A 21,646-nucleotide genomic window follows, 5' to 3' on the forward strand; every position below is an offset into this window, starting at 1 on the left:
TGTCATCCGCAACCTGCGTGGTATCAACAAGATATTGTTTCTGTGAGAAGTTAGATAAATGAAAAAATAGAACAGGTTTTGCGGATGACGATGGTTTTGCCTACTTTTCCCTAACGAAAAGTAGGTCGAGCCGAAGGCTTAAACTGAAAATGGATGAGAACTCGATAAGACACTGTCTCGATAATCATGCTCTTTCGAATTATTAAGGGAATGACGATCAATGTTATTCAAACAACATAAAATCGCACTTGCGCTTTGTCTCAGCACATCATTAGCTGGCTGTTCTGCAGTCGTCAAAACACCCTATAACGCACCAACGGTCCAAGTACCACAACAGTTCCAGTACGATGCACAAAAAAATAGACAGGTGAATCTGACCGATCAATGGTGGACCCTGTTTAATGATGCACAGTTAAATCAACTGGTCGGCCAGGTTCTGGCGAGAAACAGTGATTTAAGCGTAGCAGGCATCACCTTGAAACAGGCCCGCTTACAGGCAGATTTGACTGCAAACAAACAAGGCCTGCGTACCAGCTCAACGGTTTCCACCGGTCATAGTTATAACCTAAATTCAGGCGATGATTCTGATCGTGGTTTAACCACCAGCGCCGGAGTCAGCTATGAGCTTGATTTATTTGGCAAGCTGGCCAGCCAAACCGAAGCCAGCCGCTGGGAAGCTTTAGCCACTGAACAAGATTTACAAGCGACTGCACAAAGTCTGGTGGGTACCACGGCGAAACTGTATTGGCAATTGGGCTATCTGAATGAACGTTATCAGACTGTTCAGCAAAATCTGGCTTCGACCCAAAAAACCTATTCTCTAGTACAGTCGCAATACAAGGCGGGTGCAGTGTCTGGTCTGGATCTGACTCAGGCAGAGCAATCAGTACAAAGCCAGAAAGCCAGCCTGAGTCAGATTGAACAGCAACGTGTTGAAACCCGTACTGCCCTTGCGGTTTTACTGCATGAGCCCGTACAACAATTGAATATCAAGGAACCTGCACAATTACCGCGCAATGCTTTGCCAAGTATCGCGGTAGGCTTACCAGCCGATATTTTATCGCGCCGTCCAGATTTGCAGGCTTCGGAATTACGTTTGCGTAAAACCTTAGCCACCAAAGATGCCACTAAAGCCAGCTACTATCCGTCGATTAACCTGACCGGAAGTCTCGGCTCTACCAGCACTTCCTTAACCCAACTGTTAAAGAATCCTGCTTTAACTTTGGGTGCGAGCTTAAGCCTACCTTTCCTGCAATATAACGATATGAAGAAAGATATTGCGATCAGTGATCTTGAGTATGAAAAAGCCATCACTCAACATCGTCAAACGCTGTATCAGGCCTTTGCCGATGTGGAAAATGCCTTATCCAATCGCACTCAACTGAATCAGCAGGTTCAATTACAACAACGTAATGTCGAGCTGGCAGATAAAACTGAGCGTTTAACCGAAGTGCGTTATCGTAATGGTGCAATTGCCTTAAAGAACTTGCTGGATGCGCAGGAAACCACACGTAATGCACGACTCAGCTTGGTTGAAACCAAGCAGAATCAATACAATGCCTATGTGACCTTGATGCAAGCGCTTGGCGGTAGTCCTGTAAAAGATCTACCAAAACAATAGCCTTAGTGCTATTGTTTTACTCTGTTATTCTTTCACCAGATCTGGATTATTCGGGATCTGGTGAATACGTTTAATCTTGTCTTGATCATCAAAAATAACTTCATAGGAAAGTTGCTGACCATTAAAATAAATCTCGGTAGCTTAAAAAGTTAACGTGAATGATGGCGCAAGAGCTCATCAGGCATATCAGAAGTTAGAATCGATAGTAGAAGCTTTGTGTATATCTAGCTTAAGTCTATCTTTATCTGAAGAAATGAAAAATGCTATTTTAGGTTGTAATCCATATTCCGAGAAAATAGTAGAAAACAATCAAATTAATTGAAGCAAATTGGGAAACCATCTGTTTAATAAGCTTGATCTCAAATTCATATCAAATACTATTCAATCATAAACTGTCTACTTTTTATGGGTAATAACATCAATACATGGAGTGATATGCATAACGTTAATCTGCAGCTATATATTTGGGATAGACAAACTTTAAAAGAGTCGAATAATTGGGCACTTGCATATAAAAAAATTGAGATGCCATTTATTCCTTTCGTTGGTTTAGAAATTGACTTCCCTCTAGAAAGAAACCAAAAAATCAAATCTATTAAATGGAGTATGGAGAGCAACTCATTTTCTTGTATTCTAGAAAATGAATTCTCGCGCTACGGTATAGATGATCCAATGTTTGAAGAATGGCTTGAATATTACGAAAATCATGAATGGTCTATCGAAGGACCATATGCCAAAATTGAATAATTAGACCATAGCTGTATTTTGCATCAATTTTAAAATGAGGCTAGAGTTAACATTAAACTCTCAAAAACAAAGCCGCTATAAAAGCGGCTTTATCAAATAATTTAGAGCAATCTAATTATTCATCATCCATCATGCTTTGGCTCATACCTACGGTATTAAAACCGCCATCAACATACATGATTTCACCCGTAATACCCGAAGCCCATGGCGAGCATAGGAACAATGCGGCATTGCCCACTTCTTCAATGGTCACATTACGTTTGAGTGGGGCAATTTTTTCATTGGCATCTAACATTTTGCGGAAAGACTTGATACCTGATGCTGCCAAAGTACGGATTGGGCCCGCAGAAATTGCATTCACACGAATACCATCTACACCCAAGCTTGATGCTAAATAACGAACGCCTGCTTCTAACGATGCTTTCGCCATACCCATCACGTTATAGTTCGGCATCACACGCTCAGAACCCTGATAAGTCAAAGTCAATAAACAACCTTGGCGCGCTTGTAATAATGGTTTCGCCGCACGAGCCATCGCAATAAAGCTATAGGCACTAATGTCATGGGCAATTTTAAAACCGTCACGGTCAGTCACGTCAGTAAAGTCACCATCAAGCGTATGCGCTGGCGCAAAACCAATTGAATGCACCACACCATCTAAACCATCCCAGTGTTTTGCCAACTCGATAAAGGCATTGTCAATTTCTGCGTCAACAGCAACATCACAAGGGAAAACCAAAGTTGAACCAAACTGTGCAGCGAAGTCATCGACACGTTTTTTCAGCTTTTCATTTGGATAAGTAAACGCAAGCTCCGCACCTTCACGGTGTAACGCTGCAGCAATACCGTAAGCAATCGATAATTTACTTGCAATACCGGCAATTAAAAAACGTTTACCAGCTAAAAGTCCTTGTGACATCTTATTCTCACTCGAAAAATTTTCACCACATGATGCCAAGATTCCAGCGCTTGCGGAATTGCATAATCCATCTTTTTTACAATCTTGCATAAAAAAATCGCCTTCATTTTGAAGACGATTTGTATTTTCACTTCAATCAGAACTTAATCATCACCGCGAAGCAGACTCAATAAACGCAGGAATGAGTAATACATCCACACCAGCGTCGCCAATAAAGCAATGGCACAGATCCACTCAAATGCTTTGGGTGCACGTTGTGCAGCCGCGGTTTCAATCAGGTCAAAGTCCAGAATCAGGTTTAAAGAGGCAATTACTGCAACAAAAGCAGCAAAGCCAATACCTAACCAGTTACTTTCAAAGATATAAGGAATGCTCGAACCAAAAGCCAAACGCAAAATGATTTGCACCACAAATACCAAGGCAATCGCAATCGATGCCGAAATCACAACCGCCTTAAACTTTTCAGTGGCACGAATGATCTGAAATTTATATAAGGCAAACAGCACCAAAGTGGTGACGAATGTTGCCAATAATGCCTGTAAAGGAACACCTGGATATTTTAACTGGAAAATAAACGAGACGCCGCCTAAAAAAGCCCCTTCAAATAAAGCATAAGGAATAGCCAAAGCAGGTGCGGTATTCGATTTAAATGTGGTAATGAGTGCAAGAATAAGACCACCAACTGCACCAATAATCGTTGCAGCATAAGCAATCGACAGATTCGCTGTCATCGCACAGTAGAAAAATAAGGCCATCCCTAAAACAGCAGCAATCACTGTTAACAGGACCGATTTTTGAATCGCACCCTGAATGGTCATTGGCTCAGCCAAATCTTGATAGGTTTCTACCCGCGTTAAAATGGGGTTAGTACTTTGCATGTACGCTCTCTTTTTTATAGTTTGCTATTAAAACCCGAGTTTAAGCGATTTTTTGATCAAGCCCAAATATTTTTAGTGCATTAAAAAAGGAGCCTAAGCTCCTTGTATGTATCACGCAATCAACGATTACTTATCGTGATTCATGATAAAAAAGTATTCACGATAGTATTTTAATTCTGCGATCGAATCACGGATATCATCCATTGCCAAATGCGACGCATTTTTCTTTAAACCGCTCATAATTTCTGGTCTCCAGCGTTTCGCCAGTTCTTTTACCGAAGATACGTCCAGATTACGATAATGGAAGAATTGTTCCAGTTCAGGCATCAAACGATGCAGGAAACGGCGGTCTTGGCAAATGGAGTTACCGCACATCGGGGAAGATTTTGGATTGACCCATTTTTTCAAAAATTCGAGGGTTTGCTGTTCCGCATCCTGTGCAGTCAGTTTACTACGGCGCACACGTTCAATCAGGCCAGACTGACCATGTTGCTTGGTATTCCACTCATCCATTGCATTTAGAATCAGATCAGATTGATGTACCGCTAAAACAGGCCCTTCAGCCAAGATATTTAAATGATCATCTGTAATAATTGTTGCAATTTCAATGATCTTGTCATTATCGGTATCAAGACCGGTCATTTCCAGATCGATCCAAATTAATCGTGTATCAGGGGTGCTGCTCATGGATGGCAATTCTAAAGTGCTTAAAAACATCAATAGTAGCAAATTAATTACATCTTGGCTGTAATTCTATAGCGGCTTCATGCTATTTTTGCGGTCTTCAAAGTGTGGATTTTTTGGGATATGAATGGCTTTAATTCGTAAGCGTCGTTTAACCGAACAACAGCAGCGTCGTATTGAGAAACAGCATAAATCGCGTCAGGACGACATTGACACTTCACAAGATTTAGATGGACTGGTTGTTCAGCATTATGGTCGTCAACTCGAAGTACAAGCCTTGTCTGTGCCTGAACAGCATCCTGAAAAACCACAAGTGGCCGAGGGTGAGCCGGAACCGTTCTGGAAACCGATTGAACTGGACAGTATCTGGCGTTGTCACACCCGTACCAACCTAGAACTGTTGGTCACAGGTGACCGGGTGAAATGGCAAGCTGATCCGATTACAGGTCTGGGTATTATCACTGCGATTTATCCAAGACAATCTTTACTAACCCGCCCCGACCGTTATCACAAGGTCAAACCGGTTGCTGCCAATATCAGCCTGATCGTCATCGTGTTCGCACCATTACCAGAGCCCGCGCCGACATTGATCGACCGCTATCTGGTGGCCTGTGCCGATGCCAATATTCCAGCGTTGTTGGTGCTGAATAAGTCGGACTTACTCACTGAACATGATCCGATTCTCACCTTGCTTAGTGAATATGAAGCCCTAGGTTATGAAACCCTGATTTGCCAATCACGTGGCGACCTGTCGGCATTATCTGCACGTTTGGACAATGAAACTGTTGCGTTCGTTGGACAGTCTGGCGTCGGTAAAAGTTCATTGATCAATACCATCGTTCCTGATGCCGCACAGAAAACCAATGTGATTTCAGAAAACTCGGCACTCGGTCAACACACCACTACTTCGACCCGTTTGATCAAATTTGGAACAAACGGAGCACTCATTGATTCTCCGGGAATCCGTGAGTTTGGGCTGTGGCACCTCAGTCCGGAAAAGGTGCGTACTGGTTTTCCAGAGATAGAAACGCATCTGGGACTTTGCCAGTTCCGGAATTGCACCCATACCCATGAGAAAAATTGCGCACTGAAACAAGCGGTTGAAGCAGGTGAAATTTTGCCAAGACGCTTGGACAGTTATCTGCGTTTAATGGATGAAATTCAGGAAGCTCAGCAAAAAAGTTAATTTTGTTGGGCTTTGCCCCTTGAACTAACATTTTTGATCACCATAGAGATAAGTTATACTCAGGATCAATTTTGTATTTTAATTTTAGGTGACTTGTGGAACGCTGGTTAGAGTTTATGGGGAATCACCCCTTCTTGTTTGGTACGCTCGGCGTGTTAATCGTGTTGTTCTTTATTTTGGAAGGACAACGCAATGGTCGTAAAATTTCACCACAATCACTCGGTATCTTGGTCAAGGCAAAAAATGCCATCCTGATCGACTTACGTGATGGAAAAGATTTCCGCGATGGTCACATCAGCGGTAGCCGTAACATTCCATATAGCCAGATCACCAGTCATGTTGATGAATTAAAAGCAAGTGATCGTCCATTGGTCTTCATTTGTAACTTAGGGCAAGTTGCCGGTTCAGCACTACAAAAAGTAGGTCACGCTGACAGCTACCGTCTAGACGGTGGGATTAGCAACTGGAAAGCGCAAGGCTTACCTTTAGTTAAAAGCAAAACCAAAGCTTAAGGAGAGATAACATGACAACACCAAACGTCACCATCTATTCAACCCTTTCTTGCCCGTACTGTGTCCGTGCAAAACAATTACTTGAGCGTAAAGGTGTTGCTTTTAAAGAAATTAATCTTTCCAATGAAGCACCAGAAGTTCGTATGGAATTGATGCAACGTACCAATCACCGTACAGTGCCACAAATTTTTATTAAAGATCAGTTTATCGGTGGTTTTGATCAACTTTATGCTTTAGAGCGTGAAGGTAAACTCGACCAATTATTGGCTTAACAGCATATCTATTAGCTTAACAACACATCCGAGATTTAAGGAAAAACAATGAGCGAAGAACAAGTTCAACCACAACTCGCGTTAGAACGTATTTATACCAAAGACATTTCTTTTGAAGTTCCTGGTGCACAAGTATTTACCAAGCAATGGCAACCAGAACTCAACATCAATTTATCTTCTGCTGCAGAAAAAATTGATCCAACACACTATGAAGTGTCTTTAAAAGTTGTGGTTCAAGCGAACAACGAAAATGAAACTGCGTTCATCGTTGATGTAACTCAATCAGGTATCTTCCTGGTCGATGGTGTTGAAGAAGATCGTCTTCCATACATCCTGGGTGCGTACTGCCCGAATATCCTGTTCCCGTTCTTACGCGAAGCGGTCAATGATTTGGTGACAAAGGGTAGCTTCCCGCAATTGCTGCTTACACCAATCAACTTTGATGCTGAATTTGAAGCAAATATGCAACGTCTCCAAGCAGATGCAGACGCGCAAGGTCAAGCATAAGTCATTCTCTCCATATTCCTCTTCATAAAAGAAGAGGAACACCTCCCTTTTAAAAGGGAGGTTGGGAGGGATTAGCGGCAAAAGGACTGATTTTTCAGTCCTTTTTTTATGCTTAAGCCACAATGGTTCTAAAGGTCAGATTAATCCGTGCGGTACTGACTTTTTTCGTCGGTGGCAAGCGGTGCAACCAATAACTCTGGGTGGTATCTTTCATCACCAATAAACTGCCATGCTCTAAATAGAGCTCGACTTTTTCCTTGCTCTGTTTATGTTTAAAAGCAAATTTCCGCTCTGCTCCAAAGCTTAAAGACGCAATTGCACCATCTTTTTTGAGATCCGTTTCCGCATCACTATGCCATGCCATCCCTTCTTCACCACAATGATAAAGATTCAGCAAACAGGAATTAAAGGTCTCACCAGTTAACTCTTCGACCAGTTGTTTTAGTTCAACTAATTCCTGTGTCCATGGCAAGGCATATTTATTCATATTGGAATAGGTATATTCAAAGCGCCGATCGCCATACCACGCCACTTTACGTTTAGTGGTTAACAGCTTGCCAAAAATCAATGCCTGATCATTTTCCCAGGCAATCGTCTGCATCAACTGCTCAAAATAATGATCTGCGACAGCGCCATGCACGATTTTGCCGTAGTACTGCACCGTGCCGTCATAAGGCAAATGATTCAGTTCTGGATCAGCTTCAATATCAAATAGTTGCATCTTTCAACTTCTTATAGGCTTGTCGCATACAATGTCCACAAGGACGATAGCCTTGTGCTATCGCTTCATCTTCATTCAAGAAAAATACCCGATTGTTTTTCAGCATGCGCTTCCCCGAGGCACAGGTCAATCGGCCATAAATTTTAAGCTGTGCATTGCCTGCAAATACAATCTGTTGCTGTTTCAGTTTCTGATGTAACTCTGTCTGTGTTAATTCAAGATGTCGCCACATTAGATTAACTCAGCGCATCATGGAAAATAATCCCGAGGCTATAACGATGACCGTGCAGCACCGGACTGACCCCGTGCTTGATATTGACCCGATAATAACCCTGACTGCCTTTTTCTGGCTTAAATTGCGTGGTGAAAATCAACAGATCGCCTTGCTGTGGCTGCATCACCATGGCCTTGGATTGAGCTCTAGGTGTTTGTTGAGTGAAGACCAGTTCTCCTCCTGTAAAATCCCGATTCGGCTGACTCAATACAATCACCAGTTGTAGAGGAAAATACACCTCACCATATAAATCCTGATGAAGTGTATTAAAGCCGCCCTGCTCATATTTCAAAATCAGTGGCGTTGCCAGCGTTTGCCCCTGTTGATGACACCGCTGTAAAAACTCAGCATGTGAAGCCGGGAATGTTTGCGCTATCTTCAGTACCTTAAACCATGCATTGGCGATCGGCACCAGATGGGAATAGACCTCATGGCGTAGCTGTTCAATCAGATTGGGCAACGGATAAGTAAAATATTTATATTCACCTCGACCAAAACGATAGCGTTGCATGTCCACCGTTTTACGATACAGCTCCGCTTGCGGATACAACTGTTGCAGCAGCTCGCACTGTTCGGTCGATAACACCTGCTCAATCAAGGCAAAGCCCTGATGGTGGATTTGCTCTGTGATCAGCTCCCAATCCGCAGCCTGAATCTTATCGATCACCGTCTGGATCTGCTGTTGTTCAGATTGCGGCATGGCTTTGCACACCTTCCCAGCCAATGATTGCTGTTTTCCGCACGCTACCCCACTCATAGCCGCCAAACAGGCCACTGGACTGAATTACCCGATGACAGGGAATCAGAAATGCCACAGGATTACTGCCAATCGCCGTGCCTACCGCGCGCGCCGCTTTGGGATGCTCAATGGCTCTGGCAAGTTCAGCATAAGTGGCAAGTTGTCCCATCGGAATTTTGAGCAGACTTTGCCACACCTTGAGCTGAAACTCGGTGCCTTTTAAATGCAGTTTAATTTCAGCCAATTGCTGCTGGTCTTTTTGAAACAGGGCCAAAGCACTATGCTGAAAGGCATCAACCTGTTCAATAAAAGCAGCCTGAGGAAATTGCATCTTTAACTGCATCAGCGCATCAACCTGATTGTCCACAAAACTGAGTGCACAAATACCTTTATGGGTAGATGCAATCAGGACTTCACCAAATAAGGTCTCTGCAAATTGATAGTGGATGGTCAGACTCTGGCCACCATGTTTATATTCAGCTGGCGTCATGCCTTCAATCTGGATAAACAGATCATGCAAGCGGCTGGTACTGGACAGGCCTGTTGCAAAGGTGGCATCAAAAATACTGCCCTGTTCCTGTTTCAAAATCCGTTTGGCATGTTCAAGACTAATATACTGTAAAAACTTTTTAGGACTGGTACCGACCCAATCGGTAAATAAACGCTGAAAATGGGCAGGACTTAAGTGAATATGTGCAGCGACTTCATCCAGTTGTGGTTGTTGCTGAAAGTTCTGCTGGATGTACTGAATCGCTTGGGCAATACGCTCATAATTACGTTGTTGTGAGGACATATCATCACCTCTCATCATTCTTGTCTTCACTGTAGCAACTTTGCCACCTAGTGAAAATCTGAATCATGCTCAGTCTCAACCCGGTCGTTTTACGGTCTCAAATTCCAATAAAAAAGCTGCACTTGTTTAAGTACAGCCCCATCAGGTTATCACCCATCACTGATCGATTAGTGGGTGTAATACTTATGCCCCTGATCACGTAATTCCGCAATCTTTTTACCCTGTTTTTTGGCTTCATCCAGTTTACCGGCTTGTACCAGTAATTTGGCCTTATCAATTTCCCCGACAATCTGGTCAAATAACGCTGTTGAAGCAGGAACTTTCGCCTGTGTATTTGCAGCCAGATTATATTGTTTCGAATGTACCGCAGCAGTACGCATATTATTTAACGCGGCTGTGGCAGCCTGTGCATTGTCGGCTTGATTAAACGCTTTGTAATTCTTGCCCAGCATTTTCATATCATCTTCTAAACCCGCAGCCATTGCCGTATGGCTGAAGGCAAAAGCAGACAACATCACAACGGTGGCTAAAGTTTTTTTAATCATCAGGATATCCTATCAAAAACTGTGGCTATGCTTTATTTGTCATATGCAAAAACTTTGTCGCTGACATCCAGGGTACAAAGCACATTGCAGATTTAGCATACATAAAAAATGCAACGAAATCGTTGCATTTTAATAAAAAAGATTGCTTCCCTCTTTTATAAACGACGGCGTAAAGCATCAGCAATAGATTCAACCAGTTGCTGTGAAATCTCCTGTTTCGATGCTTTTTCCAGCTCACGCTTTTTCATATGATAAGACTGGGCGAAGAACACGGTCATGGCATTTTGATCTGAAGCAAAACCGATGTCAGGACGTGATACATCATTACAGGCAATCATATCCAGTTTTTTCGCCACCAGTTTACCTGCCGCATATTCTTCTACATTTTGCGTTTCAGCGGCAAAGCCGACCATAAATGGACGCTCTTCCTGCTGGGCAATCGTCGCCACAATATCCGGGTTTTTCACTAATGCGACCGCAAGTTCATCACCTGCTTTTTTAATCTTATGTTCTGCAACCTGTGCCACACGATAGTCCGCTACAGCCGCCGTTGCAATGAAGATGTCACACCCTTCTTTCAGCTGGTTCATACTGACATCCAGCATCTGCATGGCTGAACTGACATTAATGCGTTGTACACCATTCGGCGTATCCAAACTGACAGGTCCAGCGACCAACGTCACTTTTGCCCCTGCGGCATAGCAGGCAGCTGCCAGTGCAAAGCCCATTTTACCGGTACTATGATTTGAAATATAACGCACCGGGTCAATCGCTTCACGGGTCGGTCCTGCAGTAATGGTGACGCGCTTTCCAGCCAACAGGCCAAATTTTTCAGCGAGCGCACGTTGTGCCTTATGGAAATAGGCCGCGACCTGACGGGCCAAATCTTCAGGCTCAGGCATACGGCCCAACCCCACATCACCACAGGCCTGTTCACCAGCATCTGGCATGATCACATGCACGCCATCTTCCACCAGCGTTTGCAGATTGCGTTGTGTCGCTTTCGCCGCCCACATCTGTTGGTTCATAGCTGGTGCCACCCAGACAGGGGCTTTGGTTGCCAAATAGAGCGTACTGAGCAAGTCATCCGCCAAACCATTGGCAAATTTTGCGATGCTGTCACAGCTGGCAGGTGCCACCAGAACCAGATCGGCCCAACGAGCCAATTCAATATGTCCCATACCGGCTTCGGCTTCAGGATCAAGCAGTTCGGTATGCACCGGATTTCCAGACAGCGCCTGAAAAGTAAGAGGGGTAATAAATGCTTGCGCGCCATGTGTCATGACCACACGGACATCAAAACCGAAATCTTTTAAACGGCGCACCAAGATGGCACTTTTATAGGCAGCAATACCACCCGTGACCGCTAATATAATGTTTTTATGGGGAATAACACTTAGATCGAAGCTCACAAACAGGATACCTTACTGTTGCAGTGGCGCTCACAATAGCATTAAATAAGTGGATACCCAAGTGGCACCCTCAACATTTCAGTGGAACTGGCGGTAGAGAATATTATTGGTCTGGCAAAAATCAAAAGGCAACGCCTGGCACTTCTTTTTGCCTAAAAAAATAATAATCACAATAAAATCAAAGGGAAAATAAGCGTTGAATCAATCAATAAAAACCTGGCCCGAGCAAGAACGTCCCAGAGAACGACTTTTATCTCAAGGTGCACAAAGCTTATCTGATGCCGAACTGTTGGCGATTTTTCTTCGTTCAGGCTCGAAACAGCACTCTGCGGTGGAGTTGGCGCGTATTTTGATTCAACACTTTGGCGGACTTAACTTGATATTTGATGCCAATCTTGAGGACTTATCACAATTTAATGGCATTGCTGCGACCAAGTACGCCCAGCTCATGGCAGTCAAAGAACTGGGGCGACGTTATCTGAATAATCATTTCCATCAGCAACGACTTTGTCTGGATACCTCTACGCTGGTGCTCGACTATTTACGTTATGAACTGTTGGGAGAAAAGCAGGAGGTCTTTGCCGTACTGTGTCTCGATGCAGAGCTGAGAAAATTGCATTTCAAAAAACTGTTTTTTGGCTCGCATCATTCCTGCACTGTTTCACTCAACCAGACCTTACGCTATGCATTACAACAGCAAGCCTGCCAGATTGTGGTGGCCCATAATCATCCCTATGGAGTTGCCCAACCTTCACCCGAAGATATTTATCTGACCCAGCAGTTGAAACAGGCCTGTAAATTGCTGGAAATCCACCTGATCGACCACTTTATTATTTCGCCTGAAGGACATTTTTCCTTTTCTGAACAACAACTACTCAACCCTGCTCCAATCAGGCAATCTGGTCTTGACAAAGCCTGAATCTAGCATGAACATCAACACATAAAATTAATGATTCATATAACATGATTGTCCGTGACCAGCCGAGTATTTTTAAAGTTTTATTCTCATGGCGTGGGACGATTCTACCCAAAATTTTACCTTCACTCGGCTTCGTAATGCTGATCTCTGCCATTATTGGTGGTGTTGAATATGTCGGCCTTTACCGGTTTCCTGAAATTCCATTGGTTGGCTTTACCCTGATCGGTGTGGTCCTGTCGATTTTTCTGGGCTTTAAAAATACCGCCTGTTATGACCGTTGGTGGGAAGCCCGTAAACTCTGGGGAGTTCTGATTGCCACAGCCCGTCATTTTGATCGGGACTGTCGTGTTCTAACCCAAGCCCGCCGGGAACGTATCATTCAAAATGTGATTGTGTTTGCCAATGTTTTGCGTGACCGTTTGCGCCATCAAACCGCAAATCCGACCGAATTGACGGAAACCAGCGGTTTGAGCCAACAGGCGCTGACCCAGCTTTACCAACAGCACAATGCCCCGCAATACACCTTAAGCTTGATCCAGTGGGAACTGTTACAGGCCATGAAAGAGGGTGAAATCTCAGATATTATCTATACCCAGATGAACCGTCATGTGGCGGCTTTAAGCGAAATGCAAACCGGTTGTGACCGTATTGCCAACACGCCAATTCCCTTCGCCTATTCGGTGTTGCTGAATCGAACCGTATATTTCTTCTGCTTTATGTTACCTTTCAGCTTAGGTTCTTTGTTAGGTTTGGCTACCCCCTTACTGGTGGGAATTCTGGCTTATACCTTTCTTGGTCTGGATGCCTTAAGTACTGAAATTGAAGAACCTTTTGGCACACAAAGTAACGACCTACCGCTTGATGCCATGGTTCGCTCGATTGAGATCGAATTACTCGGCACGTTGGGCCGCCCGACGCCACCGCCAATTCAGGCCCAAGATCATAACCTGCTTTAATTTCAATGCCCTCCAATGAGGGCATTTTTATTCGGATGATGAATCAAATGCTTAAACAAACTGTGAGTGTACCAGAGACTTGAAGCGCTCCGTGAACTGTCCATTCCAGTACGGATAATAAGGATAAGGTGGATAAATCGCACTGGCCTGATCTAACTGCACCCGATGCTCAGTCGATAACTGAAGATCTTTTGCTTTGAGGTTTTCTTGCAGTTGCGTCTGATTACGGGCACCAATCAAGACACTGGAAACGGTTGGACGCTGTAACAGCCAGTTCAAGGCAATTTGGGGAATGGAATAACCCGTTTCGATTGCAATCTGTTTGAGTGCATCAATGACCTGATAAAGATGTGCCTCGTTCACAGGCGGTGCAAACTGTACCGTATCATGCAAACGGCTCTGGGCCGGAATCGGATTTTCCCGATCAAATTTACCGGTTAAGCGTCCCCAGCCCAAAGGGCTCCACACCACTGCCCCGATCTGTTGGTCGTCATTCAAAGGCATCAGATCCCACTCATAATCACGGCCAATTAAAGAATAATAGACCTGATTGACCACAAACTTTTCATAACCATATTGTTCTGCAATCGCCTGAGCTTTCATCAGTTGCCAGCCAGCAAAATTGGACACGCCGATATAACGGACTTTACCACTGCGTACCAGTTCATCCAGCGTTTTCATCAATTGATGTAATGCAGTAAAACTATCAAACTGATGCAATTGCAATACATCAATATAATCGGTTCCGAGTCGGGTCAGCGATTGCTCCACGGCGGAAAGTAAATAGTCCCGACTAAATCCTGCAGCATTCAAATGCGCAGAGCTACGAATACCCACCTTGGTCGAAAGAATTGCCTGCTGTCTTTTCGAGGCCAAAGCCTTGCCAAGCATTCGCTCCGACTCGCCATCCGAATAGACGTCTGCGGTATCAAAGTAATTGATCCCGGCATCCAGAGCCGCCTGAATCATTTGATTGGCCTCGGTTTGGCTGGCCTGCCCCCAGGCAGAAAAGATTTGTCCCTGCCCGCCTAAAGTACCCGCGCCAAATCCTAATTCCGAGACTTTTAAACCTGAGTTTCCTAGAAAATGATATTTCATGATGCTTCTCTTAAACCTGTATTTGCTTAAGAGCTAAAATAGCGCTAGGGGTTTATTAAAAAAACCACGATAATCAGGAAATACTTTTCTGGTTTTATTGATAATGAATACCGAAGATTTCCAGTTTTTTATTCGGGTTGCAGACTTGGGCTCGATCAGCAAAGCCGCGCAAGATGCCAATATTTCCGTGTCTGTCGCCAGCCAGAAACTGCAACGTCTGGAACAACAGCTACAATTGCGTTTATTTCATCGTACCACCCGCACACTCAGCTTGACAGAAGAAGGCCGTACCTTGCTGACCCACGGGCGTAGCTGGCTGGCTGATTTTGTCAATTTACATGAGTCATTAAAAGTCAAAGATCATATCCTTTCCGGGACATTGCGCATGACCGCTTCCGCAATCTTTGGGACCAAGATCTTAATGCCTGTGATTGCCAAATTCGCGCTGTTACATCCTGAACTAAACATTCATCTGGACCTGAATGATCAAAACATTGATTTAATTCAACAAGGCATGGATCTGGCGATTCGGATCGGACAGTTACAAAGCTCCAGTCTGATTGCCAGACAATTAAGCTCAAATCCCAGGTTGCTGTGTGCATCACCCGCTTACCTGCAACACTATGGGATTCCAGAAAGCTTATCTGATCTCAAAGCTCATCGCTGTATTTTGCAACAGCATGCCAATGGCTTAACCGACCAGTGGTATTTCCTGAATAAAGTGGGGGAAACTGAACAGATCCGTGTTGAAGGTTACTTTAGTAGCAATTCGGGTGAAGCCATTCGACAGGCTGCCTTACACGGCTTAGGCATTTCCAATCATTCGCTCTGGCATGTTGCGGAAGATTTAAACACCGGCAAACTGGTTCAGGTGCTGCCTGATTTTCCCGTGCAAGCCACTGCAATCTATGCCGTGTTTCCGCATCGGGACTTGGTACCGCCAAAGGTGCAATGCTTTTTAGATTATTTAAGCGATTACTTCCAGCAACACGCTGATTGGCAAATTAAAACCTAAGTTGATTTAGAGTCCTGCAAAACCATGAAACATCCATTGAATGCTCCATAAAACAATCAGGAATAAAACAACGATGAAGCAAAGTTGTAATTTTTTCATTGTTCCACTTATCGAAAGCGTTCCCAAATTCCGCTCTGACCTTGATTGACTCGCGGCGTTTGTCCCAGTTTGATCCACGGCATATTGTCGCCATGAAAATCACTGCCAATTGAAACCGCCAGATTAAATTGCTGAATCATCCGGTCGACCATCTGTCGGGTTGAAGCGGGCTCGATACTCGGCGGTAACTCAACCGCATCCCCCCCAGATTCAGCGAACAGTTCAATCAGGTAACGGATATTGGTTGCCGACAAATCATAACGGGTTGGGTGAGCCAGAACAGCCAACCCGCCACTGGCATGAATAATCTCGATGGTTTCTTTCAGCCCCACCCCTTCGAATTTGACAAAGGCCTTCTTGCCTTCTTTCAGGAAACGGTCAAAAGCCTGCTGCGGACGACTGACTATATTCTTTTCGACTAAGGCTTTGGCAATATGGGTGCGAGTCACCCGATCTGCCTCCCCATCCACTTGGGCAATCACATTAGGGTAAATATCAAAATCGATACATTTTTCTAAGAGCTGACAAATCACTTTGGCCCGTTCCGCACGGATTTTTTTCTGATTTTCCAGCATGGCCCTGATCGGTGCTTCATCTTGCATATTTAAAGCCACGATATGCACACCGTAACTCTTTTTGGTATTGGGTCTCGACCACTGACTGGAAACCTCTACTCCAGAAATAATTTGAATATCATGGTCTTGTGCATAATTTTGCGCCCGTTCCAGCCCATCCATAGTGTCATGGTCGGTCACGGCCAGTATCTGTATTTTTAAGTCAACAGCAGCCTGTACCAGTTGCTCAGGAGAGAAGGTACCGTCGGAAATGAGCGTATGGGTATGTAAATCGACACCGAACATGGTTTGTATTATGCTATCTGACCTATTTCATCATCGTACTGTAACATGAAAGCGTTGCTCGACTATCTTCCGATTATTATCTTCTTTTATTTTTATAAAACCACCGATCCTAAAGATAGTCATCATCCCTTGTTGCAGTTGGTGGGCAGCGCAGGAAATACCGACCAGAACCATATTCTGGTGGCGACCTGTGCCCTGCTGATCTCGACGCTTGTGGTCTATGGCTGCCTGTTCTTTTTCCAGAAATTCAAGCTGGAAAAAATGCAATGGTTTATCGTGCTCATGTCGGTCATCTTTGGAGGCATCACGCTGATTTTTAGCGATGTCACCTACATCAAAATGAAGGCGATTATTATCAATATCGGGATTGGTCTGGGCTTTTTAGTGACACCTTTATTTAATAAAGAACGCATGCCAATTATCCAGAAACTGTTAGGTTCAATGTTAGAGCTGAGCCCTAGAGGCTGGATCAAATTGAACTGGGCCTGGTGCGGTCAATTCTTTTTGCTTGCTGCTTTGCATTTCTTCTTTGGTTTTGTCTATATGCAAGGAAAATATTGGGGCGAATTCACGGCTTTTGGCGATATTATCGTTTCTCTGAGTTACCTTGCTGCTATACTGTTTTTCTTACGAAAACATTTCAAAACCACTGAATAGATTTTAAATCATCGAGCTACTGCCATGCCATATTTTGTGCTGACCTGTACTGATCGCGAAGGTACTCTGGAAAAACGTTTAGCCACCCGTCCGCAACATATTGAACGTCTACAAAAGTTAGATGATGAAGGTCGTTTAATTGCTGCGGGTGCACATCCTAAAGATCCCAATGATCCACAGGCAGGCTTTTTTGGCAGTACCATGATTGTTGAATTTGATAGCCGCGAAGCACTGGATGCCTGGATTCAGGAAGAGCCATTTTTAAAAGAAGGGATCTACTCAGATATTGAGGTTAGACCGTTCAACAAAGCTTTTCCAAAAGGGTAAATCATGCACATTGCAGTCAAAAGCTTTTTCATTTTAAGTTTACTCAGTTCTAGTGCATGGGCGGTAGAACCTGCTACATCGACTGTTGCTCCAACAGCAGTCGCTCCAGCGACACCAGCTAAAATCACCACCGCCACATCTGCCAACCCAACTGCCACTGCTGCTAAACCGCTGACGGCTGAACAGATTGTTAAAGCCAAACAACAGCAAGATGCCAAAGTCAAAGCCATGATTCAGGATCAGGCCAGCCGTTTGAAGCAACTTGAACATGCCAATCTTGAAGCACTGGCACAGAATCAGGAACTACAGTTAAAAAATGACAATTTAACGGTTCAGGTTCAGGTGTTGCAAAGCGAACGTAGCGCACAAATGTTTTTATACGGCGCCATGACCATTGCGGTCGGTGTGATTCTCGGTTTCTTTATTGCCAGTTATGTTTACACTAAACGCCGTCGTCAGTGGTAAAACCAACATCTTTATTTATGTCTCTCTCATCAAAACTACAAACCGCTGATCTGGACTGGGAATGGGTCGATGGTATCGAGATTCCCATTTCCAAGCAATTTGGCGATGTCTACTTTTCCAAAGCTAACGGTTTACTTGAAACACGCCATGTGTTTTTAAACGGTAATGATTTAACCGAACGTCTTGCGCAACTGAGTGATTATCAATACTTCTGTGTGGGAGAAACTGGTTTTGGCACAGGGCTGAATATTTTGACCCTGTGGCAACTCTGGCAACAGGTGCGTCCAGATAACCATAGCCATCTGCATGCTATCAGTGTAGAGAAGTTTCCGCTCAGCAAAGCAGACCTGGTTCGCGCACTGAATGTCTGGCCTGAGCTAAAGCCACTGGCCGAACAGCTGATTCAGCAATATCCCCTGCCGATTGCAGGCTGTCATCGTCTCAGCTTTCCAGAACAACGTTTCAGCATTGATTTATGGCTGGGTGATGCACAGGATATCTTCCCCGTCATCCCCAAAACACAAGCGGTCAATGCCTGGTTTCTGGATGGCTTCGCGCCTTCCTGTAACCCGGATATGTGGCAAGAAAATGTGCTGAATCACATCGTGCGTTTGTCCGAGTTCGGAACCACCTTCGCATCCTTTAGCGTGGCTGGAGTACTGAAACGTGGACTGAAACAGCATGGCATCCAGATTAGCCGTCCACGGGGTTTTGGTCATAAACGGGAAATGCTCAAAGCGATCTGGCAGGACATTGCCACACCTGAAACAGGCTCAATAAAGTCGGAACAGCACCCTGCCACCGAAACCGAAGCAAATACAGGCCGATTAAACACCGGACCACGCCAGATCGCGATTATTGGCGCTGGAATCGCAGGTTTAAGCTCAGCCTGGGCATTTGCTCAACGTGGTCATCAAGTCACCGTATATGAGCAAAATGAGCCGCTTGCAGGTGCTTCTGGCAATCCACTGGCGCTACTCAATCCCAAACTATGCCCGATTGATCAGGCACCTGAACACCTGATGACCTTAAGCTGGCAACATGCGCTCAACTTTTATGCGCGTTTTAAGGCTTTTAGGCCAATTCAGGTCCAGCAATTGGCATTGAAGAATGCAGATGAATTACTGGCTTTGGCAGAACAATATCCTGAAGGTGTTTTATCAGTACCATCAGAGCAGCACCAATTCCCGAAGACAGACTTGCCGAATTTGACACTACATCATGCAGGTGCAGTTTCTCCACACCAGTTACGCGATGAAATCTTACAGCATCCGAATATCAGCATAAAAACAGCCAGAATTTCCCGCTTAAACTCAGTCGGATCACAAACTGAACTTTGGCAGGAGCAACAACGGATCGCCACGGCAGATCATGTTATTGTCTGTTGCGCCAAACAAAGTGCGGAACTATTTGAAAACTACCCGGTTTTAAAGCCCATTCGGGGACAAGTCAGTTGGGTTGAGAATAGCCCGCAACCTTTAGCATTGGATCAGGCCTATAGTTATGGCGGCTATTGCATGCAACTGGATGCTTCACACTTGATTCTCGGCGCATCTTTTTATCCCAATCGGGATGATGCCGAAGTCTTGGCTGAAGACCATGTGCATAACTACGAACTTATCCACAACGTGTTCCCTGAATATGCACAACAGTTGCCTGCTCTAGAGCACTGGCAAGGTCGGGCCGCTGTCCGTGCCCAGAGTCTGGATTACTTTCCTCTGGTCGGCAAAGTCCACAACCATGAGCAAAACTATAGCTTTGCAGGTTTAGGGTCGAAAGGATTCTTGTTTGCGCCACTATGTAGTGAGATTCTGGCGGCATTGATCTTGGGTGAACTGTGTCCGGTTCCACAACCGTTACTGGATAAATTGAATCCGCAACGCTTCCAGAAGAAAGTAAAAGCTAAAAAACCGTATTATTCAGGTTAAGTATTTGGACGTTTGAATCTTTATTATTTTTGAATTTGCCAAAATACCCGGGTATTTTGGCAAATTTTTGAGTGTTTTAAGCGCCTTGTTCCAAAGCTAAGCCTGCATCACGTGCTGCGCGTGTGCCACCCATCAATACAACATACTCACGAGAACTATCAATACCGTCTAAAAGCTCTGCTGCGCGCGGTGCTTTACTACCGCCACCACACAGAATGTAAATCGGTTGATCCGCTGCCACTTGAGTCAAACTATCCGCAGTTAATTCAGCAATTGGACGATTCACCGCCCCTTTGACATGAGCCTCTGTATACGCTTTGGTATCACGGACATCCCAAATGACTGCGCCTTCTGGGAACTCAAATGTTGTAATTTCTTGTTTACGGATCATTGTGCACTCCTTTGATGTAAACAACACTTGGCAAATGAAGAAAACCCCCTTAGCATCTCAAATATTCTTTCCCTTTGTAAAGGTCTAACTATGCCTTCTTTTGATATTGTTTCTGAATTAGAGTTATTTGAAGTCAATCATGCGGTGCAAAACACGCAAAAAGAAATTGCTACACGTTTTGACTTCCGTGGGCAGGATGTTTCAATTGAGCTAAATGAAAAAAATAAAGAAATCAAAATCTCAACTGAAAGTGATTTCCAGTGTGAACAAGTCTATACCATGCTGGAAAACCATTTCTATAAACGTAAAGTTGACGTACAGGCACTTGACCCGCAAAAGGCGACCGCTTCAGGTAAAAATGTAGTGCAAGTGATCAAGCTTAAAGATGGACTTGACTCAGATACCGCAAAAAAAATTAATAAAGCCATTAAAGAAAGTGGCATCAAGGCGCAATCTTCTATCCAAGGAGACAAAATCCGTGTCACGGATAAAAAGCGCGATACTTTGCAACAAGTGATGAACTTTTTACGTGAACAACAATTTGGTCTGCCCCTGCAATTTAATAACTTCAAAGATTAAGTAATAGGTTCACCATGGCAAAAGATAACCGTCTTTATAAGCTGGTTAAAACCACCTCTAAATTTCCAAAAGGCATTCGTAGCACGCTCTGGAGCAAAGCGTTTGGTCGTGTTGTTCCTATGGTCGGCACAGCCAATATCCGCTATTTGGAGGTGGATAAAGACCACGTGACTGTTCGTATTGAAAACCAGCGCAATATGCAGAACCATATTAAAGGGGTTCATGCCGCAGCGATGGCATTACTTGCAGAAACTGCGACGGGCTTTTTAACGGGTTTACATGTTCCGGATGATCGGATCGTCTTGATCAAATCATTGCATGTGGATTATTTAAAAGTCGCGCAAGGTGGTTTAACTGCGACAGCGAGCTTATCGGCAGATCAGCAAAAGTTTATTGCCGAGAATGAAAAAGGCGAGTTATTGATTCCTGTGACCGTGATTGATGATTCTGGTAACGAACCGATCCAGTGCCAGATGCTTTGGGCCTGGTTACCAAAACGTAAAAAATAATAACCGGTCTAGACTACTCCAAGTTCATCATTA

At 44.3% G+C, this 21,646-nt stretch carries 27 protein-coding genes; 15 read left to right on the top strand and 12 right to left on the bottom strand.

Features of this window, described 5'->3' with window-relative positions:
* Positions 1–220 precede the first annotated feature (220 nt).
* The gene (locus ACINWC323_RS18500; protein WP_009506115.1) at positions 221–1,621 is read left to right on the top strand and encodes an efflux transporter outer membrane subunit; all 1,401 of its coding nucleotides are present in this window, start codon (positions 221–223) and stop codon (positions 1,619–1,621) included.
* A gap of 435 nt (positions 1,622–2,056) precedes the next feature.
* The gene (locus ACINWC323_RS18495; protein WP_009506090.1) at positions 2,057–2,368 is read left to right on the top strand and encodes a hypothetical protein; all 312 of its coding nucleotides are present in this window, start codon (positions 2,057–2,059) and stop codon (positions 2,366–2,368) included.
* 115 nt (positions 2,369–2,483) lie between these two features.
* On the opposite strand, the gene ACINWC323_RS18490 is transcribed toward ACINWC323_RS18495, so the two are convergent.
* From ACINWC323_RS18490 to orn, 3 genes are all read right to left on the bottom strand, one after another.
* Positions 2,484–3,287: an enoyl-ACP reductase FabI gene (locus ACINWC323_RS18490; protein WP_009506089.1), complete on the bottom strand. Its 804-nt coding sequence runs from the start codon at positions 3,285–3,287 to the stop codon at positions 2,484–2,486.
* Positions 3,288–3,430: 143 nt separating this feature from the next.
* Positions 3,431–4,165, bottom strand: a complete 735-nt coding sequence (locus ACINWC323_RS18485; RefSeq protein WP_009506078.1) for a Bax inhibitor-1/YccA family protein — start codon at positions 4,163–4,165, stop codon at positions 3,431–3,433.
* A 126-nt stretch (positions 4,166–4,291) separates the two neighbouring features.
* The gene (gene orn, locus ACINWC323_RS18480) at positions 4,292–4,852 is read right to left on the bottom strand and encodes an oligoribonuclease (RefSeq protein ID WP_032876378.1); all 561 of its coding nucleotides are present in this window, start codon (positions 4,850–4,852) and stop codon (positions 4,292–4,294) included.
* Between the two features lie 124 nt (positions 4,853–4,976).
* On the opposite strand from orn, the gene rsgA reads away from it, so the two are divergent.
* The 4 genes from rsgA to secB all read left to right on the top strand — a co-directional run bounded on the left by rsgA (position 4,977) and on the right by secB (position 7,326).
* Complete coding sequence (gene rsgA / locus ACINWC323_RS18475; RefSeq protein ID WP_005228590.1) at positions 4,977–6,035, top strand: ribosome small subunit-dependent GTPase A; 1,059 nt, start codon at positions 4,977–4,979, stop codon at positions 6,033–6,035.
* 95 nt (positions 6,036–6,130) lie between these two features.
* The gene (locus ACINWC323_RS18470; RefSeq protein ID WP_004655885.1) at positions 6,131–6,547 is read left to right on the top strand and encodes a rhodanese-like domain-containing protein; all 417 of its coding nucleotides are present in this window, start codon (positions 6,131–6,133) and stop codon (positions 6,545–6,547) included.
* An 11-nt stretch (positions 6,548–6,558) separates the two neighbouring features.
* Entirely contained in the window at positions 6,559–6,819 is a 261-nt protein-coding gene (grxC, locus tag ACINWC323_RS18465; protein ID WP_005228588.1) for a glutaredoxin 3, read from the top strand.
* A 48-nt stretch (positions 6,820–6,867) separates the two neighbouring features.
* Positions 6,868–7,326 (top strand): protein-export chaperone SecB, encoded by a 459-nt coding sequence (gene secB / locus ACINWC323_RS18460; protein ID WP_004655889.1) that lies wholly within the window; start codon positions 6,868–6,870, stop codon positions 7,324–7,326.
* Positions 7,327–7,438: 112 nt separating this feature from the next.
* Here secB and ACINWC323_RS18455 read toward each other — a convergent pair whose 3' ends face one another.
* The 6 genes from ACINWC323_RS18455 to coaBC form a co-directional block, all read right to left on the bottom strand.
* Positions 7,439–8,047, bottom strand: a complete 609-nt coding sequence (locus ACINWC323_RS18455) for an alpha-ketoglutarate-dependent dioxygenase AlkB family protein (RefSeq protein WP_009506145.1) — start codon at positions 8,045–8,047, stop codon at positions 7,439–7,441.
* Entirely contained in the window at positions 8,034–8,279 is a 246-nt protein-coding gene (locus ACINWC323_RS18450; protein WP_009506086.1) for an Ada metal-binding domain-containing protein, read from the bottom strand. Before ACINWC323_RS18450 ends, ACINWC323_RS18455 begins: the two co-directional genes overlap by 14 nt.
* A gap of 4 nt (positions 8,280–8,283) precedes the next feature.
* Positions 8,284–9,021 carry a 2OG-Fe(II) oxygenase gene (locus tag ACINWC323_RS18445; RefSeq protein ID WP_009506082.1) on the bottom strand — a complete coding sequence of 246 codons (738 nt, stop codon included), beginning with the start codon at positions 9,019–9,021 and terminating at the stop codon, positions 8,284–8,286.
* Positions 9,008–9,853, bottom strand: coding sequence for a methylated-DNA--[protein]-cysteine S-methyltransferase (locus ACINWC323_RS18440; protein ID WP_009506091.1), 846 nt, complete (start codon positions 9,851–9,853; stop codon positions 9,008–9,010). Before ACINWC323_RS18440 ends, ACINWC323_RS18445 begins: the two co-directional genes overlap by 14 nt.
* Positions 9,854–10,020: 167 nt before the next feature.
* Complete coding sequence (locus ACINWC323_RS18435) at positions 10,021–10,398, bottom strand: cytochrome b562 (RefSeq protein ID WP_009506097.1); 378 nt, start codon at positions 10,396–10,398, stop codon at positions 10,021–10,023.
* 155 nt (positions 10,399–10,553) lie between these two features.
* Positions 10,554–11,810, bottom strand: coding sequence for a bifunctional phosphopantothenoylcysteine decarboxylase/phosphopantothenate--cysteine ligase CoaBC (coaBC, locus tag ACINWC323_RS18430; RefSeq protein WP_009506095.1), 1,257 nt, complete (start codon positions 11,808–11,810; stop codon positions 10,554–10,556).
* Positions 11,811–12,006: 196 nt separating this feature from the next.
* On the opposite strand from coaBC, the gene radC reads away from it, so the two are divergent.
* Complete coding sequence (gene radC / locus ACINWC323_RS18425; protein WP_009506128.1) at positions 12,007–12,729, top strand: RadC family protein; 723 nt, start codon at positions 12,007–12,009, stop codon at positions 12,727–12,729.
* 44 nt (positions 12,730–12,773) lie between these two features.
* Entirely contained in the window at positions 12,774–13,685 is a 912-nt protein-coding gene (locus ACINWC323_RS18420; protein WP_005228572.1) for a bestrophin family protein, read from the top strand.
* A gap of 51 nt (positions 13,686–13,736) precedes the next feature.
* Here ACINWC323_RS18420 and ACINWC323_RS18415 read toward each other — a convergent pair whose 3' ends face one another.
* The gene (locus ACINWC323_RS18415) at positions 13,737–14,783 is read right to left on the bottom strand and encodes an aldo/keto reductase (RefSeq protein WP_009506138.1); all 1,047 of its coding nucleotides are present in this window, start codon (positions 14,781–14,783) and stop codon (positions 13,737–13,739) included.
* A 103-nt stretch (positions 14,784–14,886) separates the two neighbouring features.
* Here ACINWC323_RS18415 and ACINWC323_RS18410 point away from each other — a divergent pair, with 103 nt between their 5' ends.
* Positions 14,887–15,798 carry a LysR family transcriptional regulator gene (locus ACINWC323_RS18410; RefSeq protein ID WP_009506143.1) on the top strand — a complete coding sequence of 304 codons (912 nt, stop codon included), beginning with the start codon at positions 14,887–14,889 and terminating at the stop codon, positions 15,796–15,798.
* A 107-nt stretch (positions 15,799–15,905) separates the two neighbouring features.
* Here the strand turns inward: ACINWC323_RS18410 and ACINWC323_RS18405 are convergent, their stop codons facing one another.
* Positions 15,906–16,757: a PHP domain-containing protein gene (locus ACINWC323_RS18405; protein WP_009506113.1), complete on the bottom strand. Its 852-nt coding sequence runs from the start codon at positions 16,755–16,757 to the stop codon at positions 15,906–15,908.
* Positions 16,758–16,802: 45 nt separating this feature from the next.
* Between ACINWC323_RS18405 and ACINWC323_RS18400 the strand changes: the two genes are divergently transcribed.
* The 4 genes from ACINWC323_RS18400 to mnmC are packed head-to-tail and all read left to right on the top strand — an operon-like array spanning position 16,803 to position 20,134.
* Complete coding sequence (locus tag ACINWC323_RS18400) at positions 16,803–17,414, top strand: septation protein IspZ (RefSeq protein WP_005228564.1); 612 nt, start codon at positions 16,803–16,805, stop codon at positions 17,412–17,414.
* A gap of 24 nt (positions 17,415–17,438) precedes the next feature.
* On the top strand, positions 17,439–17,741 hold the full coding sequence (locus ACINWC323_RS18395) for a YciI family protein (protein ID WP_004774435.1): 303 nt from the start codon (positions 17,439–17,441) through the stop codon (positions 17,739–17,741).
* A gap of 3 nt (positions 17,742–17,744) precedes the next feature.
* Complete coding sequence (locus tag ACINWC323_RS18390; RefSeq protein WP_009506106.1) at positions 17,745–18,206, top strand: SH3 domain-containing protein; 462 nt, start codon at positions 17,745–17,747, stop codon at positions 18,204–18,206.
* Positions 18,207–18,223: 17 nt separating this feature from the next.
* Positions 18,224–20,134, top strand: a complete 1,911-nt coding sequence (gene mnmC / locus ACINWC323_RS18385; RefSeq protein ID WP_009506134.1) for a bifunctional tRNA (5-methylaminomethyl-2-thiouridine)(34)-methyltransferase MnmC2/FAD-dependent 5-carboxymethylaminomethyl-2-thiouridine(34) oxidoreductase MnmC1 — start codon at positions 18,224–18,226, stop codon at positions 20,132–20,134.
* Between the two features lie 76 nt (positions 20,135–20,210).
* Here mnmC and ACINWC323_RS18380 read toward each other — a convergent pair whose 3' ends face one another.
* The gene (locus ACINWC323_RS18380; RefSeq protein WP_004774429.1) at positions 20,211–20,525 is read right to left on the bottom strand and encodes a rhodanese-like domain-containing protein; all 315 of its coding nucleotides are present in this window, start codon (positions 20,523–20,525) and stop codon (positions 20,211–20,213) included.
* A gap of 90 nt (positions 20,526–20,615) precedes the next feature.
* Between ACINWC323_RS18380 and ACINWC323_RS18375 the strand changes: the two genes are divergently transcribed.
* Together ACINWC323_RS18375 and ACINWC323_RS18370 are read left to right on the top strand one after the other, a co-directional pair.
* Positions 20,616–21,104: a YajQ family cyclic di-GMP-binding protein gene (locus ACINWC323_RS18375; RefSeq protein ID WP_004774427.1), complete on the top strand. Its 489-nt coding sequence runs from the start codon at positions 20,616–20,618 to the stop codon at positions 21,102–21,104.
* A gap of 14 nt (positions 21,105–21,118) precedes the next feature.
* Complete coding sequence (locus ACINWC323_RS18370) at positions 21,119–21,613, top strand: DUF4442 domain-containing protein (RefSeq protein WP_009506088.1); 495 nt, start codon at positions 21,119–21,121, stop codon at positions 21,611–21,613.
* The last annotated feature ends 33 nt before the right edge of the window (positions 21,614–21,646 follow it).

The organism is Acinetobacter sp. WC-323 (assembly GCF_000314615.1).
Lineage (GTDB): Bacteria > Pseudomonadota > Gammaproteobacteria > Pseudomonadales > Moraxellaceae > Acinetobacter > Acinetobacter courvalinii.

What these genes read in the sequence shown, in the direction of transcription:
- ACINWC323_RS18485 (WP_009506078.1), bottom strand. Translation starts at nt 4,165, where the DNA reads ATGCAAAGTACTAACCCCATTTTAACGCGGGTAGAAACCTATCAAGAT.
- ACINWC323_RS18410 (WP_009506143.1), top strand. Translation starts at nt 14,887, where the DNA reads ATGAATACCGAAGATTTCCAGTTTTTTATTCGGGTTGCAGACTTGGGC.
- ACINWC323_RS18435 (WP_009506097.1), bottom strand. Translation starts at nt 10,398, where the DNA reads ATGATTAAAAAAACTTTAGCCACCGTTGTGATGTTGTCTGCTTTTGCC.
- secB (WP_004655889.1), top strand. Translation starts at nt 6,868, where the DNA reads ATGAGCGAAGAACAAGTTCAACCACAACTCGCGTTAGAACGTATTTAT.
- ACINWC323_RS18500 (WP_009506115.1), top strand. Translation starts at nt 221, where the DNA reads ATGTTATTCAAACAACATAAAATCGCACTTGCGCTTTGTCTCAGCACA.
- ACINWC323_RS18495 (WP_009506090.1), top strand. Translation starts at nt 2,057, where the DNA reads ATGCATAACGTTAATCTGCAGCTATATATTTGGGATAGACAAACTTTA.
- ACINWC323_RS18405 (WP_009506113.1), bottom strand. Translation starts at nt 16,757, where the DNA reads ATGTTCGGTGTCGATTTACATACCCATACGCTCATTTCCGACGGTACC.
- ACINWC323_RS18440 (WP_009506091.1), bottom strand. Translation starts at nt 9,853, where the DNA reads ATGTCCTCACAACAACGTAATTATGAGCGTATTGCCCAAGCGATTCAG.
- grxC (WP_005228588.1), top strand. Translation starts at nt 6,559, where the DNA reads ATGACAACACCAAACGTCACCATCTATTCAACCCTTTCTTGCCCGTAC.
- mnmC (WP_009506134.1), top strand. Translation starts at nt 18,224, where the DNA reads ATGTCTCTCTCATCAAAACTACAAACCGCTGATCTGGACTGGGAATGG.
- ACINWC323_RS18445 (WP_009506082.1), bottom strand. Translation starts at nt 9,021, where the DNA reads ATGCCGCAATCTGAACAACAGCAGATCCAGACGGTGATCGATAAGATT.
- ACINWC323_RS18415 (WP_009506138.1), bottom strand. Translation starts at nt 14,783, where the DNA reads ATGAAATATCATTTTCTAGGAAACTCAGGTTTAAAAGTCTCGGAATTA.
- ACINWC323_RS18420 (WP_005228572.1), top strand. Translation starts at nt 12,774, where the DNA reads ATGATTGTCCGTGACCAGCCGAGTATTTTTAAAGTTTTATTCTCATGG.
- ACINWC323_RS18390 (WP_009506106.1), top strand. Translation starts at nt 17,745, where the DNA reads ATGCACATTGCAGTCAAAAGCTTTTTCATTTTAAGTTTACTCAGTTCT.
- ACINWC323_RS18380 (WP_004774429.1), bottom strand. Translation starts at nt 20,525, where the DNA reads ATGATCCGTAAACAAGAAATTACAACATTTGAGTTCCCAGAAGGCGCA.
- ACINWC323_RS18400 (WP_005228564.1), top strand. Translation starts at nt 16,803, where the DNA reads ATGAAAGCGTTGCTCGACTATCTTCCGATTATTATCTTCTTTTATTTT.
- ACINWC323_RS18455 (WP_009506145.1), bottom strand. Translation starts at nt 8,047, where the DNA reads ATGCAACTATTTGATATTGAAGCTGATCCAGAACTGAATCATTTGCCT.
- orn (WP_032876378.1), bottom strand. Translation starts at nt 4,852, where the DNA reads ATGAGCAGCACCCCTGATACACGATTAATTTGGATCGATCTGGAAATG.
- ACINWC323_RS18450 (WP_009506086.1), bottom strand. Translation starts at nt 8,279, where the DNA reads ATGTGGCGACATCTTGAATTAACACAGACAGAGTTACATCAGAAACTG.
- ACINWC323_RS18395 (WP_004774435.1), top strand. Translation starts at nt 17,439, where the DNA reads ATGCCATATTTTGTGCTGACCTGTACTGATCGCGAAGGTACTCTGGAA.
- ACINWC323_RS18490 (WP_009506089.1), bottom strand. Translation starts at nt 3,287, where the DNA reads ATGTCACAAGGACTTTTAGCTGGTAAACGTTTTTTAATTGCCGGTATT.
- rsgA (WP_005228590.1), top strand. Translation starts at nt 4,977, where the DNA reads ATGGCTTTAATTCGTAAGCGTCGTTTAACCGAACAACAGCAGCGTCGT.
- ACINWC323_RS18370 (WP_009506088.1), top strand. Translation starts at nt 21,119, where the DNA reads ATGGCAAAAGATAACCGTCTTTATAAGCTGGTTAAAACCACCTCTAAA.
- ACINWC323_RS18375 (WP_004774427.1), top strand. Translation starts at nt 20,616, where the DNA reads ATGCCTTCTTTTGATATTGTTTCTGAATTAGAGTTATTTGAAGTCAAT.